A 21,822-nucleotide genomic window follows, 5' to 3' on the forward strand; every position below is an offset into this window, starting at 1 on the left:
TCTCCTATGGCCCAATATGGATTATTAAAAATTAATATATCAAATGATTTACAGCAATAGAGCCATGCACTATATAAAGGGCTAACAGCTAAAGATTCTATATAAGAAATGTAAGAAAAATTTACGATGTATTACAAACATTACCAATGTAAATTACGTTTTGCTTGTGTTTGATTATTGACAACTCAACTATTATAAATTTCCTATCACCTTATAATAAAAATAAAATAGCAATAAGAGATATTCACATTGGACAACAGAATAGACAATGAGATTAACAATCTGACGGCATTGGCAGATTTAAGTACTGCACTTAAGCTAAATAATAATAAGCTATGTCTGTTTCTAGATATAGATGGCACCTTGTGTGCTTTTCAGCTCCATCCAGAAGATTGTTATATTCCAGAAAAAACCTTAAATGTGATAGATCAAATTATTGCAAAACAGATTCCTGTCATTGCCGTAACAGGTCGTGATATTCAGTCAGCTCAAAGGTTATTTGAGCCAATCGACCTGCCAATTGCCGCATTACATGGTTTAGAAATTTACCTGAACAAACAGCAAAAGTTTAAAAATAAAAATATTTTCCCTGACATGTCTGCACTTTATAACGAACTGGTCAAAGCATGTAGTGCCTATCCGGATTTGCTGATCGAAAACAAATTATCTTCAGTCGCCTTGCATTATAGAAAAGCACCAAAGCTGGAACATCTCGCAAAAGCCATCATGCTGGAGCTGCAGCAAGCTTTTCCGCATCTCAAATTAATACGGGGGAAATGTGTTTATGAACTCATTTCCGCTCAGGCGAATAAGGGTCAGGCCATCAAACAGCTTTTAAATCATTTCAACCAGCAAGATCGTTATCGACCGGTTTTTATTGGCGATGATGTAACCGATGAAGATGGATTTGAGTATGTAAATCAGGTTCCTGCCGGGATTTCAATCAAGGTAGGACAAGGTTTTACACAGGCCAGATACCGCCTTCAGGATATCAATCAGGTTCATGAATTTTTAGAAGTATTTTTACAACATAACCAGAATCTTAACAACAACACACAGGGTAGCAAAAACTTAATTGGAGAGAAAACATGTCTAAATTAATTATTCTATCGAATCGTGTCAGTATACCAAATGGGCAAAAACCTTGTGCAGGCGGACTGGCTGTCGCCATACAGGACGCTTTAGATGAGATTGGCGGTATCTGGCTCGGATGGAACGGAGAAAAAGTTGACTCCCAGCAACAGGTCAGCTTTAGCACGCTCAGTAAAGGACATATTGAATATATCACCTGCCCTTTAACCACACGACAATATTCGGATTACTATGCCGGCTTTGCCAATAATACACTCTGGCCAGCCATGCATCATCGATCGGACCTGATTGAATATAGCTCTTCAGAATATGAAGGCTACCAGCAGGTCAACTCGTTATTTGCACAAAAACTTGCAGAAATTGCACAGCCGGAAGATACCATCTGGGTACATGACTATCACTTCCTCAGTGTCGCCCAATATTGCCGTGAACTGGGCATGCGTAACAAGATCGGTTTTTTCCTGCATATTCCTTTCGCGCCTTTGTTTATCTGGCAAAAAATTCCGTGTGCCCAACAATTGATCGAACACTTATGCCAGTATGATGTCATCGGCCTGCAAACTGATAAAGACCAGAAAACCTGTATGCAAGTATGTACCTCTTTATTAAAGGCACAGAAAATACAGCAGACCCGATTAAGTTATCATCAACGCCTTACAACCATTAAGTGCTATCCAATTGGCGTCAATCCCGAGGCGATCCAGAAAGCTTCGCAACAGTTTATTGATGTTCAGGACTTTATTACCCGCCCGGTCGAACTCAATGCAGCCAAAACCATTATCGGGGTTGATCGTATTGATTATTCAAAAGGCTTGCTGGAACGCTTTCTTTCTTATGCTGAATTTCTGGAGAAATATCCTGAATACCGGCAGCATATCCAGCATTTACAGATTGCTTGCCCTTGTCGGCTTGAAGTGCCTGCCTATCATCGTCTGTTTGAGCGATTCAAGATCAAGGTCGAGATGATTAATCAGGAATTTGCACAGGAAAACTGGCAGCCTGTGGAATGTATTTATGATGCGGTTAAACATCATCATCTCATGCAAATCTATCGTCAGGCCGATATCTGCTGGATCAGTTCAATACGGGATGGAATGAATCTGGTGGCCAAGGAATATATTGCAGCCCAGAATCCGTCTAATCCGGGTGTATTGATCCTATCCAAATATGCCGGGGCGGCAGAGCGCATGACCGCAGCAATTCTGGTCGACCCGACAGACAAGACGGCGATGGTGAATGCCCTGAAGATAGCGCTGGAGATGCCACGTCAGGAACGCATTTCACGATATAAACAACTGATGAAAGGTTTAAAAGATTTTGATATTAATGATTGGCGCAATGCATTTCTTAACGACTTACAGGACAAAACAGCTTTACAGGATTTCAGATTTATGGGAATGCGTAACGTTAACCCGATTTATCAAAACCTATAGTTTTTCTCTTTGCAATGACTGGCAATATCCAGATATTGCCAGTCAATAGATGCAACTTTATTTCACTTCAGTAAAACGGTTTAAGGCCACAATCATCAATAACAAGGCAGACAATATAATGAAAACCGTACTTAACCCGACCAGTTCCCCGATCATGCCAATAAAGGCCGGCCCGACCAGAATGCCGGTATAAGCCAATGTCGACACACATGACAGTGCAACTGCGCTTGCCATGACTTTCTGACGGCCAGCACGGGAAAACATGATCGGTACAATATTGGAACATCCCGCTCCAACCAGCACATAGCCCGCTAGTACCAGCCACCAGTGTGGCGCAACACTGACCAGTGCCAAACCAGCAGCGGCACAAATCGCGCTATAGCTGAGCAGTTTTTTCTCACCAAAATAGCGGATCAGATAATGCCCGGTAAAACGTCCGGTGGTCATGGCAATTGCAAAAAAGGTATACGCCAGTCCGGCAAAAGCAGTATTTACCCCATATTCATGGGTCAGATAAATCCCGCTCCAGTCCATTGCGGCACCTTCTGTCATGAAAATGATAAAACAGGCGATACCAATCAACACAATCAAGGGCTGTGGCAAACGCTGAGCTAGAGTCTTTTTAGCGGCAGACTGCTGTTCAGGAGCAGTATTTTCTACAGCTTTTATACTCAGGGGAACTGACAGAAAAGCGATTACCACCAAAAGCAGGCTTACTGCAAGCGCACTGATCCAGGGTGAAATCCCCAAGGCAAGCAAGGCAGTCACGGTTAGTACACCCGCCAGGCCACCCAGACTGGCCATCCCATGAAATCCGGACATCAGTGATTTCAGGCTGTTTTTCTCTACCACCACAGCCTGGATATTCAGCGCAACACCCAAACTACCTGATGCCGTACCGAATAAGAATAAGGAGATGGCCATCATTAAAGGCGTACTACATAAGCTTAGGCCCGGTAGCAAAACGGCCAGCAGTAATAAAGCGAAACCAATGGGTACACGGCAGCCAATCCGCTGCACAATTTTACCTGTTGCAGGCATGGCCAGCATCGCACCTAAACCACCGCATAATAGCAACAAGCCAAAATCTGCATGGTTAAAATGCAGGCGCTGCTGTGCAAAAGGAATCAGCGGAGCCCAGGCAGCCGTCGCAAAACCCAGACTGAAAAAGCTGAAGCGAGTGGAAAGACGTTGAGCACTTAATTGAATTTCAGGATCAACAAGGGCAGTTCTGGAAAAAAGGATCATTTAATACCATCCACACAAATTAACTCAGATCTTCCATCTCAAATAAACTTCCATAGAAAAACCCCTGTGGATCTATAGAGCAGTTCTATAAATTCACAGAGGCTTTTATGGCGAAATTATACACAAAATTACATGAAAAACATCTTTTTTTACAAATATAAATCTATTAAATATCAAATACTTAATTTCAAATTTACAATAAAATTAAACTGTTTATTTCTAAGGTTTTTTTGATTTTTATAAAAATATACACTCATCAGCTGAAGCATATTCATATGCTTAATCCGCATCTTTATAAAATAATGAAGCATTTTGTTTGTATAAGAAAAGTTTCAGATGAGCCTTACACATCTTTATTTTTTTAATGATTAAAAGCTGACGCTGAAAAGCAAAACCCCCTGCCAGCGCAGAGGGTTTATTTTTTATTTTAACTACAACCGCTTAGATTTTGGCATGGGTGCCATATTGGTCAATCATGATTGAACTGGCTTGATTCAGTCCCCGGATAGTGACATCGACACCATTTTTCTGGAATTTACTCACTACCGTATCCAGCATTGCCACTGAGGTCACATCCCAGATATGAGAATGGGTTAAATCAATAATCACCTCTTTTACCCCTTCTTTAAAGTCAAAACATTGCAAGAACTTTTCGGATGAACTAAAAAAGATTTGTCCATGTAGTAGATATAAACGTGCCGGACCTTCAAATGAGGTCTTCACATGCATATCATTTTCCAGTTTGTTGGCCAGGAACAACGCCGATAGCAGCACACCGGTTAATACCCCTAACGCCAGATTATGTGTGGCCACCACCACGGCAACGGTTGCGACCATCACCACATTACTGCTCTTTGGATTGGAACTGAACTGGGTAACCGATTTCCATTCAAAGGTACTGATCGAAACCATGATCATCACCGCCACCAAAGCCGCCATCGGAATGACTTTGAGCCAGTCACTCAGAAACACCACCAGAATCAGTAAAAACACCCCCGCACAAAAGGTCGATAATCTGGTCAGGCCACCTGATTTTACATTAATCATGGATTGACCAATCATGGCACAACCAGCCATGCCGCCCATGAAGCCCGAGGCGATATTGGCAATCCCCTGTCCCTTACACTCTTGAAACTTGTCACTGGGTGTATCGGTCATTTCATCGACAATCGTGGCGGTCATCATCGATTCCAGCAGGCCGACCACTGCCATGGGAATGGAATAAGGCAGGATGATCATCAATGTTTCAAGATTTAAAGGAATATCAGGCAACAAAAACACAGGCAACGTATCCGGCAATGCGCCCATATCGCCAACTGTTCTGAGATCCAGCCCCATAGACATTGCCATCAGGGTAATGATGATAATGCACACCAACGGCGATGGCAGCAGCTTTCCGAGCTTTGGAATCAGGGGAAATAAATAGATAATGGCCAGACCGAGGGCAACAAGGGCATATACATGCCATGTGACATGCATCAGTTCGGGTAACTGGGCCATAAAAATCAGAATGGCTAAGGCATTGACGAAACCGATCACTACAGATTTTGAAACGAAGCGCATCAACTTGGCCAGTTTAAGATAGCCCGCAATAATCTGAAATACACCTGTCAGGATGGTGGCTGCCAGTAAATACTGCAGTCCGTGTTCCCTGACCAAAGTAACCATCAGTAAAGCCATGGCGCCTGTTGCAGCAGAAATCATGGCTGGACGACCACCGACAAACGAAATTACCACTGCAATGCAGAAAGAAGCGTACAGGCCAATTTTTGGATCGACACCTGCAATAATGGAAAATGCAATCGCTTCTGGAATAAGTGCCAGACCGACCACAAGCCCGGACAAAATATCCCCGCGCATATTGGAGAACCACTGTTCCCGAACATTGGATAACATGAAATAGCCTATTGATATATTTTTAAATAAAGGCCAGTGATGTGATATATACATGCACACGACTACACCACATCACCAGTCAAAGTGATGAGTTAATTTTCAAGCAAGAGAAATCAACTAGGGTGGCGTAAGCTGCATAAGATGAATGAACAGATCAGAATGGAGGGTGGCGCCAGACTAACATAGAGATAAGATGATGTCTAACCGTCTCTTCACGACCTTGAAGAACCGCCACCTGTCTATCCAGGCAAAAAAATACCGCCTTGAAGGCGGCCGCTGCAGTCCAGCGATTGCAGAAGTATGAGGGGTTCGGAGCCTCATACTTCTTTAGCACAAATTGTTTAACTCATTGAATGTTGTTTAAATTCTTCACTTTTAAAATATGAAACCAGTTCGTCATAACAGTTCTCTTGTGCAGGAGGAAGCAATTCTTTGATCTGATAATGAACAGTAAACTCTGGTGGTATGTTTTCAAGAATTGGTGGAATCTTTTTCTTGCCTCCGATGGTTATTCTCTCAATAAATCCTGCGAGCCATAAAATAAACTCGTCCTGATATTTATGATGAGGCACCAGACTGACATCAATATTCAGGGCATCTTCACGAACAGGTTGCTGGAAACCTTCCTGGAAATCGATATACTGGTACAGTAACTTCATTTCTGTCCCCTTGATTTCCTCTCTCACTTCTTTAATTAAAGCATTTAAATACTCAACAGGTTTTTGCGTAAATTTCTTTTCATCTTTAAACTTGTTATAAACTTTTTCGGCTATACGCAAATATTGTGGCATTTCTTCTATCCTCCATTTTCTTCTACCCAAAACAAATTATGGAGACAACCAGGTTATCATTTGTAATGATTCTTTAGTTTTATTTTTACTATGTAACTGTAATGTATAGAAAAAATACCAACCTTCCTGCTCAGGATTTGCAAGAAAACAATCGTAGAATAGGTATTTTTTAGCACTTTTGAACCTTGACCAAATCGACCAGGCCTTGCCCTGTTTCCTGCTCTACATGCTGATAAACGATTTGTAAAATCTTTCTGGTTTCCAGCGTTTTTAAATAGTAGAGAACATTTTGCATTTCATTAAGTTCATAACCTTGACCTATAAACAGGAACTCACCTATACCCAGCCGGGAAATATGTTGTTCCAGCAGCATGTATTTACTCATCGTCCGTTCCCATGACTTTATTTGTTTTTTAATAATAAGCACAAAGCCAGAACTTAAAAAATGTTTCTTACCATTTCAAAACAACCCGCATCAGATAATAATCAAGAAAATGTATAATTTTACAAAGAAATATTTTTTAATAATCCATACATCTAAAAAGATATATTTGTATTTAGCAAACTCCAGCCAGTTGGTATTGTTTCAACCAAGCCAGACATTATCTTTTTTTGTTTTTCTATAAATATCAGGTCTTGTTTATCAACTTATCATTGGCGTATATAATTTTACATGTGATAATAATATTAACAATTTAATAAATAAACATATTTAAATCTTACATTTAATCAGGTTTACTAGAAGTAATGCTGATAACTTGAAGAATGAGATCAAATGACTTACCAGAACGAAGTACAGACGTTAACCAATCTTGCAACGACCTTCCGGGAAGCTCTAGATCATGTGACCAGCGGTTTTATCACAGGCGCCTTTAGTAAATTTCCCAAAGAATGCGGTTCAGATGCTTGTGAACTGCTGCAATATTATTTATTTAATGTACATTATATCAAGCCAGACTACCGGGTCGGAAAAGTCCAGATTTCTTCACGCACACCAGAAATTGCTCATTGTTATCTTGTGGTGAACGGGATCATTCTGGATATTACAGCTGATCAGTTTCACAAAGAATGGTTCCCCAAAGTAATTGTTTGTGAAAGTGCACAGTACCCTTTAACGCCTTATTTCAAATATGTACGTAGTAAATCGGGTCAAGAGCTGTTGCCGCTAAACCCTTACCTGCAATCGATTTATAATCAGGTTATCCAGTATCTCGAAACAAAGTCAAAACAAGTTAATTTAAAATAAATCCCCCTGCCATAATTGCTATTAAAATATTGATATTCTACTTTTTAAAATCTTTCAGGTACGCATTCATAATAAATACTCCATACGTACAAACAGGTAAATTAACGACTATTTAGTACCTGACTTTTATTTAAATGCTCGACAAAGTGATGCATATTGGTGGCCCATTTACTTCTATCCTGATCTGCAATCAGATAAGTATGCATCGGTGTAAGCAGATCAAGGTCATGGACTTGTACCCGATCAGCAAAATGAGACTGCCGGATATAACTGATCGGCAAAATTGCAAGCCCAACATCCAGACTGACACAACTGATGATCCCGTCCAGACTGCCCATTTCAATGATGCTGGCGGCTGGTAAATGACAGGAAGACAAAAATAGGTCTATTATTCTGCGATAACTACAGCCCTGTTTAAATGCAATAAATTTCTTTTGCATCAGCTCTTGTTTTGACAGGGGTTCGGAGCATTTTTGTGAAGAAATCAATACCAGTTTCTCTGTCCAGACATGAACGTTAAACATGCCTTCAATCGGGTCAGGACTGGCAACAAAAGCACAATCGAGCCGGGAGCTTTTTACCCAATCAATTAAATCCCGACTCGGTGCTGTCGTAAGTGAAAATTGAAAATCTGGTAAAGACTGCTGTAAATCGTGAAACAGGGCGGGCAGCCGCACTGCTGCTGTCGTCTCCATACTGCCAATTTCGAGGGGAAATGCGGCAGCAAGTGTGGTATTGCGGAAAGTATCCAGAACTTCCCTTTGAAGATGGAGCATTTGCTTGGCATAACCATATAGCTGTTGACCCGCCCGGGTCGGCTGGATCGGATGATGCCGATGCAGTAGTTCCACATTCAGCTCTGTTTCCAGTTTTTTTATATGGCTGGTGACATTGGACTGCACCGTATGCAGTGCCCTTGCCGCTTCAGAAAAGCTGCCTAAATTCACCACACTCATAAAAATCTCTAAAGACTTAATCTGCATCGCCATCACTATTTGAGATACTTCCTATCAATTCAAATCATTTTACATGATTAGCGCAGCTTGTTTAAATTTTATTGAATTTTTCCAAAATAAGACCCTGATTCAAAATGAACATGTCTAAACTTATATTTTTAATCTGTATTTTAAGTTGCTTTAGCTATGGACTGTTTTTAGTCGATACCAAGATTTTTGGCAAAGCACGGCCTCTAGACCACATTGACTATCGTGATTAAAACAGAGATTGAAAATGTTCAGACCAAATGCAGTTACCTCCACCAGACAACCGATGCTTCGATCTGCATATAGTGCAGCGCTGGTCATGGCAATCGGGATGGGGTTTGGCCGCTTTGCCTTCACGGCGGTCTATCCGCATATGATTGAAGAAGGCATTCTGGATTTGCATCGTGCCGGCGTTGCAGCCTCTGCCAACTATGCCGGCTATCTGCTGGGAGCGTTATTGGCCATCAGGCTTCGGTCACACAGTAGCTATGCAGGTTGTGTCATAGCCACGGCAGGTTCCATACTTTGCCTGTTCTTTCTTAGCCAGACCGATTCCGGTTTGCTCATTATTGTGATTCGTGCTCTTGCCGGCGGGTTCAGTGCATTGGCTATGATTTCTGCGTCATTATGGTTGCTTGAATACCAGAAACAAACCCGTCAGGCGCCTGTTTTATATGCAGGCGTTGGTCTGGGCATTGCCTTATCTGCCGAACTTCTGGTGTTCGGTACACAACAGGGCTGGCATAGTAAAAGCTTATGGTTATGGCTGGCTGCTTCAGGTCTTGTGCTTGGTCTCGCCGCACTGGCAGGCATATCCACCTCCCAGCCTCAATCTGTTGGCACATCTTCCATGACACAGGCCAGTACTCAAACGCCACAAGCCCTGCCATTGATCCTGATCTATGCACTGGCAGGCTTTGGTTATATTATCACGGCAACCTATCTTCCCTTGCTGGTCAAACTGGCTTTACCAGAGTCTGACGCTGCACACATCTGGGCAATCTTCGGTTTAGGTGCGATTCCTTCCTGTTTTTTCTGGCATTATTTCCATTCTAAACTCGGAACGCGAGTCGCTTTGTCAGCCAATCTGGGCTTGCAGGCTTTAGGGGTGATCTTTCCCCTCCTTGTCCCGAACACGTTGGGATATCTGTTGAGTGCCTTTATGGTAGGTGGAACATTTATGGGAACCGTGACTATCGCCATGCCTGTTGCCCAGCGAATTGCACGTCACCGCCACAGTCATTTAGTCGCCAGCATGACTGTGGTCTATGGGCTGGGGCAGATTATCGGGCCAGTCGTCGCAAATACTTTATTTTCTATCAGTCATACTCTTGATCGTTCACTGATAATCGCAGCGATCGCATTATTGATCGCCACACTGATTTGTCTTAAATCGGTTAGGTCAGTCCATTAACCGGAAATAGACTGTTTAAAAGCCTTCATCTGCTTGTATTGTTGTAGCTCATCCAAAGAGTTAATGCTATGACAAAACAGGCTGTGCTTCTGAAATGCGACCGTCTGCGCCTCCAGTTGCTGGAAACAATGTCGCAAGCTCAATTTATTCTCAGTGATTGCTTGTTCCAGCACAGGCAGACTGTCACGCTTTAGCAAGCAAAATGGATATAAGGCATCGCCGTTGATGGTGACATAAACCACCTGTGCCTGAGGAACACGCTCCAGACTTTGATGCAGTCTGGTCAACACCTGAGTCGGGATATAGGTGATATCGCAGGGAATAAATAGAACATGATCGGCTTTGACGTGTGACCATGCACTTTTCATTCCCATCAATGGCCCTAAAAAGCCTTGCTGATCATCTGTATAACATTGAATATCAGCTTCAATCTGTCGGTACAGCGGCGCATCACGATGGCTATTTACCCAGATCTGCTGTACCTGATTTTTAAAATGCTCGGAAATTTTTAAAAGTTGAATCTGATCATCAAACTGTTGCAGTAGCTTGTTCATGCCATTCATACGGCGCGCTTGCCCTCCTGCCAGGATGACCAGATCAGTAACGGGATATTCTGTCTTCATGCATCTGCCTCCAGTTGACAGGTTTTGATGAGGCCACGAATCTCGGGCAGGCAGGAACCACAATTCCCCCCCGCTTTTAAACAGGCAGTAACCTGTTTTTCATGAGTCATGTTTTGCGTCTTTATGACGTCTATAATCCTGTTTTTTCCCACTTTAAAGCAACTACAGACCAATGGTCCATCATTATTTGCAGCAGACATCGGCATCCCTGCCAGCAAGGCTTTACGGTGCAAGGCACTCAGGCGTTCCCGTTTAAACAGGCTGGCTACCCAATCCCGATCCGGTAATAACTCGGCAGGTGCAATATACAAACTGGCCATCAGGATACCGTCTTTTAAAATCACACTATGACTGAGTTGCGATGAAATATCTGCAAGACTTAACCATTCATGGGTTTCATCGACAAAAGGCAGAAAGTTTTTCAGATTATGCTGGATTTGATCCAGCCCCTGACGACCGGCAATTTCATAACGGATGGCCTTTGCAGTCTTGATTTTGGTCCACCACGCGCAGCTTTGCAAGCATGGCTTGAGCTGTTGCTCCAGACCTTCACGGACATAGAGTACGCCTTGCCAAGTGGTATGGAACGGCTGAATCGCCACCGGGGTATGTTTAAATTCAGGCTCACCGGAAATCGCATCCACCACCGGATTAACCACTTTGCCAATCCGCGCATCCGAAGCCACCTGCTCGTTCCAGTGCATCGGGGCAAAGATCTGGCCACGGCGTATCCCTTGGGCCAAGGTCACCCGTAATACACAGCTGCCCCATTGTGAACGGACTTCTACCAAAGCTTTATCGCGAATACCAAATTTTAATGCATCACTCGGATGAATCTCGCAAAATGGTTCCGCACGATGGGTGCTCAGGTTTGCCGATAAACCCGTGCGGGTCATCGTATGCCATTGGTCACGAATCCGTCCTGTATTTAACACCAATGGATAATCTTCGGAGATGGCATGCACTGGATCTATGGCAACCGTTGGAATCAGTCTGGCTTTCTGGTTACTATGACTAAAACGGCCCCGATCAAATAACTGTGCAACAGCAGGTCTTTGTCCCTTTTCCCATACTGGCCATTGGGTTGGGTGTAGATGATCATATTCATCCTGACTTAAGTTCATTAAGCCTTTTAAATTAAAATAACGAAAGTTTTCGACCTGGTCACGTTGATCAACACTGGCATTTTGATAGGCCGATAAAGCCGCATGTTCATTAAAAATGTCACAGGCACGATTAAACTCAAAACCCCTAAACCCCAGTTTTTTTGCAACCTGTGCCACCGCCCACCAATCCGCTTTGGCTTGCTTTGGCGGAGTTAAAAAGGCTCGTTGCCGTGAAATACGGCGCTCAGAATTGGTGACCGTACCATCTTTCTCCCCCCAACCCAACGCAGGTAACAACACATCGGCATAGGCGGTGGTATCGGTATCTGCACAAATATCCGAGACCACCACAAACTCACATTTTTCCAATGCACGTTTGACTTGATCGGCATCGGGTAAGCTCACCACCGGATTGGTGGCCATAATCCAGATGGCTTTAATTTTGCCGCTCTCTACCGCCTGGAACAGATCAACGGCTTTTAAACCCGCTTGCCTGGCTATCACAGGACTGTTCCAGAAGCTTTGTACCAGATGTTGATGTGACGGATTATCCAGCTCCAGATGTGCTGCCAGCATATTGGCCAATCCCCCCACTTCACGACCGCCCATGGCATTGGGTTGACCGGTCATGGAAAATGGCGCAGCCCCGGGTTTACCAATTTTTCCAGTGAGTAAATGACAGTTGATAATACTATTGGCTTTATTGACGCCTTGAGAAGACTGATTCACCCCCATCGAAAACAGGGTGATCACCTTTTCGGTGCGAGCAAATTTATCAAAAAACAGCTGTAATTTTTCTGCAGAAATTCCGGTACGTTTCACCACAGCGTTAAAATCTTGCTCGCTTTCACTCGCCGCTAACAATGCTGTCAAACCTTCGGTATAGGTCTCTATAAAGTGATGATCGGTATAATCATGTTGGTACAGATGCTGAAACAGACCATTAAATAAGGCCACATCCTGACCGGGTAAAATCGGCAAATGTAAATCTGCTTGCTCGCAGGTACTGGTAAAACGGGGATCGACCACCACCACAAACAAATCCGGATTGTTGCTTTTGGCCTGCATGATGCGTTGATACAGAACAGGATGACACCATGCCGTATTTGAACCAACCAGAACCACCATATCAGTATGTTCAAAGTCTTCATAACTGGCAGGCACAATATCTTCACCAAAGGCCCGTTTATGTGCCGCAACCGCTGAGGACATGCATAGACGTGAATTGGTATCAATATTGGCTGTGCCCAGATAGCCTTTGACAAACTTGTTCACCACATAATAGTCTTCGGTCAGTAACTGCCCTGAGACATAAAAGGCAATACTCTCTGCGCCATATTGATCCATACAGGCTTGAAACTGGTCTGCAATTTTTTCAATCGCCTGATCCCATGTCGTCACTTGACGGTGGTTCTTACGGCCAGACATCGGATGCAAGACACGGGTTTCCAGGCCAAGCGTATCGGCTAAATTGCTGCCTTTAATGCAGAGCCGTCCAAAGTTGGAAGGATGTTCTCTATCTCCTGCAACCTGTACCGTCGTGCCATGCGTTTTATGTTGGACACTGACTTCCACACCACAACCCACGCCACAATAGGGACATGTTGTTTTTGTTATGATTGTTTCTGCTTGATCGGAGCGACTGTGTTCTAAATATTGAATACTGTTCATGACTGCCCCTTTTACCTAGTTAATCTTTTTAAAGATGCTTACTCTCGGGAGTCTTACCGAGTTCTCATCTTATTTTCAGGCTAAGCCTTCGGCTCGACCTACTTTTCATTCGGGAAAAGTAGGCAAAACCATTGTCATCTGCAAAACCTGTTCTCTTCTTTCACCTGTTTAGCTTCATCGCAGAAACATTTCTTACAAAAACCATGCAGGTTGCAGATGACCCTTCCGAGTATCAAACTACTTACTTAGGAATTTAATTTCTTAGAACTATTAACCTGCCTTTTTCATTGCAAAATCCTTACCAAATAACAGCTTGTTTCTAAAGCTAGAAACTGGGGATTGATCGGCAATCAGCTCGGCATACCACATGCCATCTTCGGTATCACCAAACAGCACCGCCCCAATGACTTTGTCTTTCTGGATAATGATGCGTTTATAAATTTGACGTTTATCGTCATTGAGAATGATGTCTTCGTAATCTTCTTTTAGTTCGCTATTTTCCAAATCAATCCGCCCTGCAGAGAACACATCCACACCACTGACTTTTAACTGCGTCGGCACGGTTGGGGCTTTAAAGGTTAAGCTGCCATGTTCAGCCAGATGTGTTGCACAGATGAAGGCTTGTCCCCAAAGTGGTTCAACCAGACCAAAGGTTTGATTACGATGCTCGATACATTCACCCACTGCATAGATACTCGGGTCAAAGGTTTGCATGGTGTCATTGACCAAGATGCCACGGTTACAACGTAGCCCTGCATGTTGTGCCAAGGCAATATTCGGACGAATCCCAACCGCAAAAATGACTAAATCGGCATCTAATAGAGTGCCATCTTTCAGACGGACTTGACGGACATGCCCCGCTTCACCAAGCAGAGCTTCGGTGTTGGCTTCGGTAATGATATGAATGCCCTTTTGCTCAATACTATGACGCAGCATACGGCTGGCACGTCCATCCAGCTGACGTTCCATAATGCGATCCATCAGGTGCAGAACCGTCACATTCATGCCACGTTGTTTCAGACCATAGGCTGCTTCCAAACCCAGCAAACCGCCACCAATCACCACGGCATTTTTCTTGCTTTCGCAATATTTGATCATGGTATTAACGTCATAAATATCACGGAAGCTGATCACGCCTTTTAGATCGACACCTTGTACCGGTGGAATAAACGGTGTTGAACCCGTGGCAATGATTAGACGGTCATAATCAACACTTTCGCCTTTTTCGGTGTGTACCACTTTGCGGGTACGGTCAATCCTGATTGCCGGATCATCGGCAATCAATTGAATCCCTTTATCGTCATACCATGCATGCGGATGCAGCATGATGTCATCAATGGTTTTTTCACCAGAAAGTACAGGCGACAACATGATACGGTTGTAATTGCCCCAAGGTTCCTCACCAATCACCGTGACCTCATAGCGATCTGGGGCCATATCCAGCAAGTCTTCCAGACAGCGCATCCCCGCCAGTCCATTGCCAATCAGTACCAGCTTGAGCTTTTCCTGAACCGCACCATTATTGGTAATATAGGTTTTTTGCGGTACAGTTCCGACCCAGACACGACCGTTTTCAATTTTGGTTGGGAAAACCAGTAACTTCTGGTCTTTATCTTCCAGGCAACGCCCGGTTGCCAAGCTGAAATGTTGTTTGTAAATCGGCGATGCAATCACGCGCTCACCTTGTAAATCGCCAATGATGCCACGACACATCACATTGGCCCGGCTGAATGGATCTTTATTGCTGAGCGCATAAATCCGCTTTTCTTGGCCGACACGAAACAGTGCCACCGACTGGCCGTCAATCAGGGCCCCGACTCCGGTATTCGGTGTAATGTCATCTAGTGCACAAACCTCAACCCATTGATTGTCCGGCAGCATGTGCAGGTTCTTTAAACTGGTCATGTGAGTTCTCCTTATGCTTCAACCATGGGAATACGGTCAGCCGAACGTTCAGCGTCATTTAATGGACGAATCTGGTTACGCACTTGAGTAAACTGAATGTGTGGATCGGCCTGTTGTTCTGCACTGGCATTGATATAGGTCTGGAAACGTTTACGGATTTCAGGATCTTCAACTGCGGTACGCCATTCATCCTGATAAGTACCAACCACATGGCGCATACGGCTTTCAAGTTCTTCGGCCAGTCCTAAAGAGTCATCGACAATCACTGATTTGAGATAATCCAGCCCACCTTCCATATTGTCACGCCAGACACTGGTACGCTGTAAACGATCGGCAGTCTGGATATAGAACATAAAGAAACGGTCGATATAACGAATCAGGGTTTCGGTATCCAGATCAGATGCCAGTAGCTCGGCATGGCGTGGTTTCATGCCGCCATTGCCACAGACATACAGGTTCCAGCCTTTTTCGGTGGCAATCACCCCGACATCTTTACCTTGCGCTTCGGCACATTCACGAGTACAACCCGACACCGCCATTTTCAGTTTATGCGGCGAACGTAAGCCCTTATAACGATTCTCAAGTTCAATCGCTAAGCCTACAGAATCATCAACGCCATAACGGCACCAGGTACTCCCGACACAGGATTTCACGGTGCGCAACGATTTACCGTAGGCATGACCGGATTCAAAGCCTGCTGCGTTAAGCTCTTCCCAGATCAACGGCAGTTGATGGATTTGTGCACCAAACAAGTCGACCCGTTGTCCACCGGTGATTTTGGTATACAGCTTATATTTCTTGGCAATTTGACCGACGGCGATTAAACCATCTGGTGTGACTTCACCGCCTGCCATACGCGGCACAACCGAGTAAGAACCATCTTTTTGAATATTGCCCAGGTAATAATCATTACTGTCTTGTAGACCCGCATGGCTGGGTTTGAGTACAAAATCATTCCAGCACGATGCCAGAATATTGGCCACCATCGGTTTACAAATATCACAACCTAGACCATGACCATGTTGCTGAATCAGATCATCAAAGATTTTGATTTGATTGACACGCACCAGATGATAAATCTCCTGACGTGAGTATGGAAAATGTTCACAGACATGGTTATTGACGGTCACCCCTTGGCGTTGCAGTTCAGACTTTAATACTTGCGTCACTAAGGGTGCACAACCACCACAGGCGGTCGTCGCTTTGGTACATTTCTTCAAAGCACCGAGTGAGGTTGAACCATCACAAATCGCCTGGCAAATATCGGCTTTAGAGACATTATTACATGAACAAATGGTGGCACTATCAGGCAATAAATCGACACCACTGCCACCGGCTTTGGCACCCGAATCGGCAAAGCCCGGCATGATCAGGCTTTCCGGAGTTTCCGGGAGTGCCAGACCATTTAACATTATTTGTAGCAGGTCATTGTATTCTTTGGCATCACCGACCAGGACTGCACCGAGCAATCTGGTTTTGCTGGCATCCACGACAATTTTTTTATAGACCAAGCCCGCTTCATCGGCATAGAAATAGCTGAGTGAATCTGGTGTCATGCCATGCGCATCACCCACCGATGCCACATCTACCCCCATCAATTTCAATTTGGTACTCAGATCTGCACCGGTAAAACAATGGGTTTCTTCATCGAGGATATGCTTGGCAGCAATGCGTGCCATGTCATAGCCAGGTGCGACCAGACCATAGATTTTGTTGTCCCATAGCGCACATTCACCAATCGCATAAATATTGTCATCTGAGGTTTGGCAGTAATCATTGATTTTAATCCCGCCACGCTCTCCCAGCGCCAGACCGCTGTCACGTGCCAATTCATCCCGTGGACGAATGCCGGCCGAAAATAAAATAATGTCGGTTTCCAGTTCACTACCATCCGCAAACTTCATCACATGTGTTGCACTTTCACCCGCTTCAATACATTGCGTAGCTTTTTGGGTGTGAACTTTTACCCCAAGATTTTCAACTTTACGGCGCAATATTTTACCGCCCAGATCATCAATCTGCACCGCCATCAAACGTGGCGCAAACTCCACCACATGGGTTTCCAGATTTAGATCACGTAATGCCTTGGCTGCTTCCAGACCCAATAAACCGCCACCAATTACCACACCTGTCTTCGCATTTAAGCTTGCAGCACGAATCGCATCCAGGTCTTCAATGGTACGATAGACAAAACAGTTTTCGCGGTCATTGCCAGCAATCGGTGGCACAAAGGCATAAGAACCTGTTGCCAAGACCAGTTTGTCATAATGAATCACATCACCAAAATTGGTAGTCACCGTTTGCTCGGCAGGATTGAGCTCAACCGCTTTGGTATTTAACCGGAGGTCAATCCCATGCGCATCGGCAAAATCAAAACGCGCCAGCGATAAGTCTTTGGCTGTTTTACCAGAGAAGTATTCAGTCAAATGAACACGGTCATAGGCAATCCGCGGTTCTTCTGCAAGGATGGTAATTTCCAGTTCGTCATCTGCTTTCTCCAAGATGGCTTCGATGAATTTATGCCCCACCATCCCGTGACCAATCATTACCAGTTTCATTGTATTTCTCCCAAAATCTGTCCAATGATTAAGCTATGCTGCTGTGTTCTGAGCCACGTTCCAAAACCGCCTGCTCAAACAGGCGTTGTTCTTTTTCTTTATGCTCGACTGAAAAGCGGATGAGCATCACCGAACCTGCAGCAAACACCACCAAGCCGCCTAAGATCATCAAACAGGTCTGAATATCGACCATCCCTTTTAACAGGAAACCTGCCGCAACTGCCCCGACATTACCGCCCGCGCCAATGATGCCTGCCACACCGCCTAAAGCATCACGATCAATGAAAGGAACCAAGGCATAAGTTGCCCCACAAGCCATATGGGTAAACAGTGCAAATACCGTCATGCTCATGAGAGCAAGCGCAACGCTATTCATTTGTGAAAACAGCATCAGGAATAAGCCTTCCCCCAAGATCAGCATGAACAGCACTTTGGTACGTCCATCCAGTCCTTTTTTCAGTGCGACTTTGTCTGACACCAGTCCCCCCAGCGCACGGGCAAACAGCGCCAATAAACCAAAGATTCCCGCAGCCAGACCCGCCTCCTTTAAGCCAAAATTGAAGTGCTCGACGTAATACATCGCGATAATGTTGTGCATGAAAATTTCAATACCGAAACACGCGGCATAAGAGGCAAATAAAATCCAGACACGATAGTTACGTGCGGCATGCATCAAGATCGCAACACCGCCTTTTTTATCACTTCCAACCACCACACCTTGTGCACGTAAGGCTTTAAAGTCACCTTGAGGGCTGTCTTGAGTCAGCTTCCAGTAAAGCATGCCGACGATCAGCATCATCACACCCGGGACAATCAGCGCAATTCTCCAGCCCATCGCCTGTTCAACACCAAACATCACCAATGCAGCCAATAGCAATGGCATCAACGCTTGTGTAGCACCACCACCGGCATTGCCCCAACCGGCTGAAGTGGCATTGGCGGTGCCCACCACATTGGGTGCAAACATAATGCTGGTATGGTATTGCGTGATCACGAAACTGGCACCGATGGCACCAATCAGCAAACGGAAGAACAAGAAGGACTCGTAACTGTTGGCAGCAGCCACACCAAATACCGGAATACTGCCGATGAGTAACAAGGCGGTATAGGTTTTACGTGGGCCATACTTATCACACAGCGGCCCGACAATGAGTCGAACTACAATCGTGATGGCAACAGCAGCAATATTGATATTTGCAATCTGGTCTTTGCTTAAATGAAACTCACCGGCAATCACTGGCATTAACGGTGCGCAGGCAAACCAGGCAAAGAAACAAACAAAGAAGGCCAGCCAGCTCATGTGGAATGCCCGCATTGCCGCTGTAGAAAAGTTGAATAACTTGATTGAAGTTGCTTTTTTAGCAGATAAATCTATAGACATCGCCATCTCCCATACTGAACGTGTAGTGCTTGTTGGCACATCTGCTTGTGTCAACAAATCGATCAGATCGGACATCGTTGGCCGTCTTATGAATTTATAAGTCTTCTTTGACTCATGGGATATTTAGCAATTGCTATGCCAGGTTTTTAAAACACAGCACTAAAAATGACATAATCAATTGTTTTATATCATTTATAAATGCAGAAACTTTCCTAAGAATTGACTCGATTTTATGGCCAGACTTATAAAAACAAGAAATGAGCGGTTTTAAAGCATGCTAAAAACTGCTTCAAAAAAACTCTTTTTACGCACCAGAATGGCGCATCTTTATTTTTTTGTTATCGCAGGCCAGCCCAGGTTTCTCTGCTCTTCTGACGCGCCATCCTCAAGGCCACCTATCTTGCCTACATGCTGTATTAACAGCGCTCAAACCACCAGAACTGGCACCAATCTTGCTTCAAAAGCCTAGGACACAGCGGATGGACTCGGCTGTGCTTTCACTTAGCGTTGACCTATTGACTTATGCCGAAACTCAAGATCGCTCTTATCGATGACGACCAGGCCCGGGCTAAATACCTAAAAGCCTGCCTGATTGAACATGACTTTGATGTCGTGGCATGTTTTACGCTGGATCATTTCAGTCTATTTAAACTGGAACACCTACAGGCAGATGTGATTCTGCTGGATATGGATCATCCACATCGTGATGTGATTGAGAGCTGTGTCAGCAACTTTGACCTGCCGACGGTCCTGTTTACCAAAAATGCAGATAAGGACACCATTAAGCAAACCATTGATGCCGGTATTACTGCCTATATTGTCGATGGAATTGACCCGAGCCGTTTGCATACCATTCTGGACATTTCAATTGAGCAATATAAAAAACATAAAAAGTTGGAAGGTGACCTTAAAGAAGCCAAGACCAGACTTGCAGATCGCAAAGATATCGAGAAAGCCAAGGTACTGCTGATGCAACTGCACGGACTGAGCGAAGACACGGCATTTCAGTTACTCAGAAAAAATGCCATGCGTCATCGTATGACCATTGGTGAAATGGCACGACGATTACTCGATGCACAGCAACTTTTAAACAATCAGTTAAAGGATGGGTAAATGGTGGATTTTGCCAGATTAGAAAAGACCGAATTACAGCTCGGCTATATCCCTTTACTCGATTGTGTCGCCCTGCTCTGGGCCAAACAACGCGGTTTTTTTGCCGACAACGGACTGGATGTGCAACTGCTAAAAGAAGCGTCTTGGGCCAGTCTACGTGACCGTCTGGCTTTTGGCCTGCTCGATGCTGCACACTGCCTGTCTGCAATGCTGCCTGCCGCGGCAATCGGAGCAGACCAGATCGGGATTCCCTTACAAACGCCGCTGGTATTGAGTGAAAACCGGGCCTTTATCAGTATCAGCCAGAAGCTATGCCACCAACTCGACATACAGCCTCAGGATTCAGCAGCAGCCTCTGCCCATAAAATGGTACAGCATATCCGGCAGCACCACGCCCTTTCTCTGGCTCATGTATTCCAGCATTCAATTCATCATTACTGTTTAAGAGAATGGCTGGCATTGGCCGATGTTGAACTGGCGCAAGCCCTACAGCTGAAAACCTTACCGCCACCCTATATGGTAGAGGCGATCCGCAAGCAGGTGATTGAGGGCTTTTGTGTCGGTGAACCCTGGAATACTCAGGCCGAACTTCAAGGCCTGAGCCATATTGTCTGTTCTAGCCAGCAGATCATCCCGAGTGTTGCAGATAAGGTGCTTGCCGTGACACAGGACTGGGCCAGACAACATCCCAATACGTTAATTGCACTCAGTCGTGCCATTCTGAAAGCCCAACAGGAATTACGGCAACTGCAAGATTTCACACAGGTCTGGCAAATGCTGATCGACTTTAATGTCATTCAGTTTCCCTGCTCGGCAGAAATCCATGTAGAGAAATATTTTAGTATCCAGAAGATTATCCGGAACTTTGTGCAGGAGAATGCCGAACCGAAAGTGACAGATTTTGAATGGCTATTTCAGCAAATGTATAAGTGGAATAACTTACCGCCAAAAGACATGTCCTCTGCTGAGTATGCGCAAAACTGCCTGTTAGGCACAATCTATCAGGCGGCCAGAACAGCCCTGCAAGACAATAAATAAAAAAAAGCTGTCCTGAAGTACCAGAACAGCATTGAAAGACCCATAAGAGATGACGCCAATCAAATGTCATCTCTTAAGTGATTGTTATCATATGAAACTCATGCATATCTTTTTCGGACATTTTTATGTCATTAACTGCCATCTCAAAATCAGGTTTTCATCATTTTTGCCAATAAGCACGGGCACGGCAATGTTCATTCTATAAACAGCATGCCAGAGCTACCCCAGCCCTCCGGTCTTGGCAATGTCTGGGTTTAATGTGAGCACCGCGCTTCTTGCCCGAGCGGTTGTACAAATCAGGTCAAACCACCAAGACCATCCAGT

The 21,822-nt window shown here is 44.6% G+C and carries 16 protein-coding genes; 6 read left to right on the forward strand and 10 right to left on the reverse strand.

What is annotated here, in order from left to right; translation table 11 throughout:
• Positions 1-249: 249 nt before the first annotated feature.
• The gene (gene otsB, locus OC23_RS08875; protein ID WP_038344241.1) at positions 250-1,101 is read left to right on the forward strand and encodes a trehalose-phosphatase; all 852 of its coding nucleotides are present in this window, start codon (positions 250-252) and stop codon (positions 1,099-1,101) included.
• The gene (locus OC23_RS08880; protein ID WP_038344242.1) at positions 1,089-2,525 is read left to right on the forward strand and encodes a trehalose-6-phosphate synthase; all 1,437 of its coding nucleotides are present in this window, start codon (positions 1,089-1,091) and stop codon (positions 2,523-2,525) included. Before otsB ends, OC23_RS08880 begins: the two co-directional genes overlap by 13 nt.
• A 57-nt stretch (positions 2,526-2,582) precedes the next feature.
• Here OC23_RS08880 and OC23_RS08885 read toward each other — a convergent pair whose 3' ends face one another.
• From OC23_RS08885 to OC23_RS08900, 4 genes are all read right to left on the reverse strand, one after another.
• Positions 2,583-3,773, reverse strand: coding sequence for an MFS transporter (locus tag OC23_RS08885; RefSeq protein ID WP_038344243.1), 1,191 nt, complete (start codon positions 3,771-3,773; stop codon positions 2,583-2,585).
• 441 nt (positions 3,774-4,214) lie between these two features.
• The gene (locus OC23_RS08890; protein ID WP_038344244.1) at positions 4,215-5,669 is read right to left on the reverse strand and encodes a SulP family inorganic anion transporter; all 1,455 of its coding nucleotides are present in this window, start codon (positions 5,667-5,669) and stop codon (positions 4,215-4,217) included.
• Between the two features lie 341 nt (positions 5,670-6,010).
• Positions 6,011-6,460 carry a hypothetical protein gene (locus OC23_RS08895; protein ID WP_038344245.1) on the reverse strand — a complete coding sequence of 150 codons (450 nt, stop codon included), beginning with the start codon at positions 6,458-6,460 and terminating at the stop codon, positions 6,011-6,013.
• Between the two features lie 169 nt (positions 6,461-6,629).
• On the reverse strand, positions 6,630-6,845 hold the full coding sequence (locus tag OC23_RS08900; RefSeq protein WP_038344246.1) for a hypothetical protein: 216 nt from the start codon (positions 6,843-6,845) through the stop codon (positions 6,630-6,632).
• 390 nt (positions 6,846-7,235) lie between these two features.
• Here OC23_RS08900 and OC23_RS08905 point away from each other — a divergent pair, with 390 nt between their 5' ends.
• The gene (locus OC23_RS08905; protein WP_038344247.1) at positions 7,236-7,706 is read left to right on the forward strand and encodes a hypothetical protein; all 471 of its coding nucleotides are present in this window, start codon (positions 7,236-7,238) and stop codon (positions 7,704-7,706) included.
• A gap of 101 nt (positions 7,707-7,807) precedes the next feature.
• Here OC23_RS08905 and OC23_RS08910 read toward each other — a convergent pair whose 3' ends face one another.
• Positions 7,808-8,689 carry a LysR family transcriptional regulator gene (locus OC23_RS08910; protein WP_171194765.1) on the reverse strand — a complete coding sequence of 294 codons (882 nt, stop codon included), beginning with the start codon at positions 8,687-8,689 and terminating at the stop codon, positions 7,808-7,810.
• A 247-nt stretch (positions 8,690-8,936) separates the two neighbouring features.
• Here OC23_RS08910 and OC23_RS08915 point away from each other — a divergent pair, with 247 nt between their 5' ends.
• Positions 8,937-10,103: a YbfB/YjiJ family MFS transporter gene (locus OC23_RS08915; protein WP_038344249.1), complete on the forward strand. Its 1,167-nt coding sequence runs from the start codon at positions 8,937-8,939 to the stop codon at positions 10,101-10,103.
• Here the strand turns inward: OC23_RS08915 and OC23_RS08920 are convergent.
• The 5 genes from OC23_RS08920 to OC23_RS08940 all read right to left on the reverse strand — a co-directional run bounded on the left by OC23_RS08920 (position 10,100) and on the right by OC23_RS08940 (position 19,347).
• The gene (locus tag OC23_RS08920) at positions 10,100-10,726 is read right to left on the reverse strand and encodes a molybdenum cofactor guanylyltransferase (protein WP_038344250.1); all 627 of its coding nucleotides are present in this window, start codon (positions 10,724-10,726) and stop codon (positions 10,100-10,102) included. The two genes, OC23_RS08915 and OC23_RS08920, sit on opposite strands and share 4 nt — an antisense overlap.
• The gene (locus tag OC23_RS08925) at positions 10,723-13,503 is read right to left on the reverse strand and encodes a nitrate reductase (RefSeq protein WP_038344251.1); all 2,781 of its coding nucleotides are present in this window, start codon (positions 13,501-13,503) and stop codon (positions 10,723-10,725) included. Before OC23_RS08925 ends, OC23_RS08920 begins: the two co-directional genes overlap by 4 nt.
• A 270-nt stretch (positions 13,504-13,773) precedes the next feature.
• Positions 13,774-15,408, reverse strand: coding sequence for a nitrite reductase small subunit NirD (gene nirD / locus OC23_RS08930; protein ID WP_038344252.1), 1,635 nt, complete (start codon positions 15,406-15,408; stop codon positions 13,774-13,776).
• An 11-nt stretch (positions 15,409-15,419) separates the two neighbouring features.
• The gene (nirB, locus tag OC23_RS08935; protein ID WP_038344253.1) at positions 15,420-17,966 is read right to left on the reverse strand and encodes a nitrite reductase large subunit NirB; all 2,547 of its coding nucleotides are present in this window, start codon (positions 17,964-17,966) and stop codon (positions 15,420-15,422) included.
• 28 nt (positions 17,967-17,994) lie between these two features.
• Positions 17,995-19,347, reverse strand: a complete 1,353-nt coding sequence (locus OC23_RS08940) for an MFS transporter (RefSeq protein WP_038344401.1) — start codon at positions 19,345-19,347, stop codon at positions 17,995-17,997.
• A 522-nt stretch (positions 19,348-19,869) separates the two neighbouring features.
• Between OC23_RS08940 and OC23_RS08945 the strand changes: the two genes are divergently transcribed.
• Both OC23_RS08945 and OC23_RS08950 read left to right on the forward strand, forming a co-directional pair.
• On the forward strand, positions 19,870-20,460 hold the full coding sequence (locus OC23_RS08945; RefSeq protein WP_038344254.1) for an ANTAR domain-containing response regulator: 591 nt from the start codon (positions 19,870-19,872) through the stop codon (positions 20,458-20,460).
• Positions 20,461-21,498, forward strand: coding sequence for an ABC transporter substrate-binding protein (locus OC23_RS08950; protein WP_038344255.1), 1,038 nt, complete (start codon positions 20,461-20,463; stop codon positions 21,496-21,498).
• The last annotated feature ends 324 nt before the right edge of the window (positions 21,499-21,822 follow it).

It is taken from the genome of Acinetobacter sp. A47 (assembly GCF_000805455.1).
Taxonomy (GTDB): domain Bacteria; phylum Pseudomonadota; class Gammaproteobacteria; order Pseudomonadales; family Moraxellaceae; genus Acinetobacter.